Origin of the sequence: Priestia sp. AB (assembly GCF_028369225.1) — a bacterium.
Classification (GTDB): Bacteria; Bacillota; Bacilli; order Bacillales; family Bacillaceae_H; genus Priestia; species Priestia megaterium.
On sequence record NZ_JAQMYN010000058.1, the window covers coordinates 1 to 721 of the forward strand.

The 721-nt window shown below is 37.4% G+C and carries 1 protein-coding gene; it reads right to left on the reverse strand.

The features are described from left to right. Nucleotides 1–721 (reverse strand): cell wall-binding repeat-containing protein (locus tag POF52_RS30940; RefSeq protein ID WP_271998188.1); only part of this gene is annotated, 721 nt, incomplete at both ends.

The window sequence follows — 721 nt, forward strand, 5'->3', positions numbered from 1 at the left end:
ACAGCATCTGGATAATCTTCAGATGTTGTTTTTACCGACGTACCCCTAACTAGGATTGTATTCTTAAATGAGATAGTAGAAGCTTTTAAAGCAGCCACGTTAGTTGAGAAGCGATCTCCACCAGCAATACGTTTAACCGTTTTACCTTGTTTTGTAAGTTGATTTTGTACATCACTACTTACTACACCTGTTGAGCCGTAAATTACAACGTTTTTAACAGTACTAGGCAGCGAGATAGGTAAATTATTTGTTCGTGTAAGGTAAATGGGAACCTTATTGATTGCAGACTCACTTGTTGCAGATAAAGCATCTACTACGGTGTCTCCGTTTACGACAATTGCACTTGTATTTTTAGATGTGCCAGCTTCTTCGTTAATTTTCTTGGCTGTATCAAAGCGATTTGCACCAGATAATCTAGTTACAGACTTATTATTTGCTTTTAATGTATTTTCAACACTATCGCTAATTGCTCCTGTGCTTCCTAATACATACACTTTTTTTGCACCCAAACGATTGATTTCACTTAAGACACGACTGTCTAAAGAACCTGTGTTTGTTAACAAAATTGGTGCATCTTTTACACCTGCTAAACTTGCAGCAGATAACGCATCTACTGGATTATCTGATCTTGCAAGGATAACCGACTTTTCAGAACTTGTTAATCCTGTTGGCCATCCTGTCTTAGATATCTGAATAGCAGTATCCAGTCTATCTTTTCCTG